Annotated in this window: 2 protein-coding genes and 1 pseudogene; all 3 read right to left on the reverse strand. The window is 66.7% G+C overall.

Annotated elements, in window-relative coordinates:
• The coding region (locus VMR03_RS01255; RefSeq protein WP_325401482.1) for a heparinase II/III family protein at positions 1-1,839 on the reverse strand (1,839 nt) is incomplete at its 3' end.
• On the reverse strand, positions 1,802-2,473 hold the full coding sequence (rpe, locus tag VMR03_RS01260; protein ID WP_325401484.1) for a ribulose-phosphate 3-epimerase: 672 nt from the start codon (positions 2,471-2,473) through the stop codon (positions 1,802-1,804). The genes rpe and VMR03_RS01255, both read right to left, overlap by 38 nt.
• Positions 2,474-2,569: 96 nt before the next feature.
• A pseudogene (locus tag VMR03_RS01265) lies at positions 2,570-2,734 on the reverse strand (MFS transporter); the annotation flags it as partial.

The raw sequence follows: 2,734 nt of genomic DNA on the forward strand, positions 1-2,734 counted from the left end.
CTTCGAGGCGATGACGATCTGTTCGGTGCGGCGGGTCGTGTCGCCGGCGCCGAGATAGACGCTTTCCTCGATCGTCAGCGGGGCGTCGCCGGCGGCGGTGCGGGCGTGAAGCTGCCAGCCCTCTCCATTGGAAAGGCGGACGAGGGCGCTCGCGCCTTCATGGGCGAGCGAGAGCTTCGCGTCCGGATGGAGGTGAAAGCGGATCGCGAAGGGCGGATCTTCGACCGGCTTGCGCCAGAAGCGCCAGCCGTTTCCGGTTTCGCCCGGAACGAGCAGGTCCTCGCCGCGCAATTCGTCTCCCGTCGCCGAGAGGAAAAGCCGACGGCGGTGAACGAGGCCGAAGAGTTTCTCGTAGCCATTATGGCTCGCTTCGAGCCAGATGCCCTGGTCATTCTCGTGGCGGCGGCTTTCAACGCGGGTCGGGCCTTCCATGGTCCGGGCGCCGAGAAGGGCGCGCGAAATGCGGCCGCGCAGGATGCGCATCGACGAGGTGTCGGCGACGGCCAGCGTCGAATGGGCGGCGGTGGCGCGGCTCGCCGCTTCCCAGTCGGGACCGAGAACGCGCGTCGTGCCGCAATTGACGACGAGGCGTGATTTGCCGGAACTCATCTCGAAAGAGAGACAGCCCGCATGGGCGTCGTGGCTGTAGCGGCCGGGCGGCGGCGGACCGGTGTCGGCCATCGCATAGGTGCTGCCCGCTGCCATGCGCTGATAGCCTGAATGCGGCGCAAAGCCGTAAGGCGCGCCGTCGGCGTCGTCGAAGGCCAGCACCGCGTCGATGGCGCCGTCGAGCCCCTCATTGGCACCGTTGAAAAGCGCCAGCCGTCCATCGCCATGCCGGAAGAAGCGCAGCATCGGCATCATGCGGTCGATGGCGTCGCGGATCGGCTTCGGCACCTCGATGCGGCGCGCGGTCATCGCATCGCGCAGCGAGATCAGGTCGAGCATGATCGAGAGGATGGCTTCCGGATTGCGGCTGACATGGCCGCCATCGGGCAGCACCTGGCGGTCGAGTTCGCGGCAGACGAGGCGCAGGCCCTTGGCGAGGCGCTTTTCGCCTTCCGACAGGCAGAGGCCGGAAAAGGCGAGGCCCAGCGCCGCCGTCAGCCGCTTTTCGCCAGCGGGTGCCATCGCCGCGGTGCGGGCGAGGTGGCGAGCCTGCCGCGCCATGTTGCGCAACAAGGTCGAGCGGTAGATGAGGTCGGAGCCGTCGATGATGAGGGCGCCGTTCGCAACCCATGAGGTGAGGCGGCGGCCGATCACATGCGGACGCCAGGCGATGCGGTCCCAGCGCGCCGACTGCATCATCCAGCCGGCGACCAATGTCTGCGCATAAGTGCGCGCGGCGTCGCCGCCCGCCGCCGTGAAGTGGCGCAGCCATGAGAAGCCGTGAAGCTCCTCCGCCCAGGCTTCGCCCGGCGCGACGGCGGAAAAGGGCGAGCCGCCATCGGTCTTCACCTGTCCGCCGGGAAGCGACCAGCGGCCCTGAAAGAGTGCGTCGGCCTTTTCGGCAAGGCCCGGACGCAGGTCCCTCGGATAGAGCACCATGTGATCGGGCATCGGGCCGCGCAGCGTCTGTCCGTAGGCCCATGTCGCATAGGCGCGGGCGAGAATGCCGTCGCGGGCACGGATCAGCGCCGCGCCGACGAGATCGACGGCGCGATTGCCGGGCGGCATCGCATAATAGGTCGGAACGGAATGCGCATCGGCGACAGGCGAGCCCAGCGGCGGGTCGATTTCGACATCCGTCATATGCGCCACGCCGCTTTGCTGCGGCCTCCCGTTGCCGGCGCTCGCTTCTTCAAGCGGCTCCGCGAAGGGTTGCGATGTTTTTCGCATAGGCGGCCTCTCCGCCCTTGAATGTCGCCGTCCCGGCGACGAGCACGTTGGCACCGGCCGCAATGGCGCGGGGCGCCGTTTCGAAATTGATGCCGCCATCGACTTCGAGGTCGATGCCGGGATTCTCCTGATCGATCCGTTTACGGATGATTTCGATCTTCTTCAGCTGGCTTTCGATGAAGCTCTGTCCGCCGAAGCCGGGATTGACGCTCATGACGAGGACGAGGTCGATGTCGCCGAGGAGCGGCCAGAGCGTCTCGACCGGCGTGCCGGGATTGAGGACGAGGCCGGGCTTTGCCCCCGCCGCGCGGATCGCCTGGATCGTACGGTGTGGGTGGGGCCCCGCTTCCGGATGGAAGGAGATGATGTCGGCGCCCGCTTTCGCGAAGGCTTCGATATAGAGGTCGACCGGCGAGATCATCAGATGGACGTCGAAGACCTTGTCCGAATGCGGGCGCAGCGCCTTCACGACATCGGGGCCGATGGTGATATTCGGAACGAAATGGCCGTCCATCACATCGACATGGATGTAGTCGGCGCCGGCGTCGGAGATCGCGCGCACTTCGGCGCCGAGCTTGGCGAAATCGGAGGCGAGGATCGACGGGGCGATCTTGATCTGGGACTTGCCGCTCATTGCGCTTTATGGGGCCAAATCAGGCCCGACCCACTAAATCTTGGCTGTTTCTCTGCTTAACAGCTTGAATCTTGAGGCGCAAGGCTGACCCGCAGGTCAGGCTTTCCGGGTCAGCCGCGCCGCATAGAAGCCGTCCATGCCGCCCGCCTCGGCGAGCTGGCAGGGAAGCGTCCGCAGATCGCCATCCGCCGTCAGAAGCTCGGCAAGGCCGCCGATTTCGGCCGCCTCGACGGGCCGGCGGCTGAAATCGGGGTGGCGGTA

The sequence above is a fragment of the Parvibaculum sp. genome (assembly GCF_035511255.1).
GTDB lineage: Bacteria > Pseudomonadota > Alphaproteobacteria > Parvibaculales > Parvibaculaceae > Parvibaculum.

What these genes read in the sequence shown, in the direction of transcription:
- rpe (WP_325401484.1), bottom strand. Translation starts at nt 2,473, where the DNA reads ATGAGCGGCAAGTCCCAGATCAAGATCGCCCCGTCGATCCTCGCCTCC.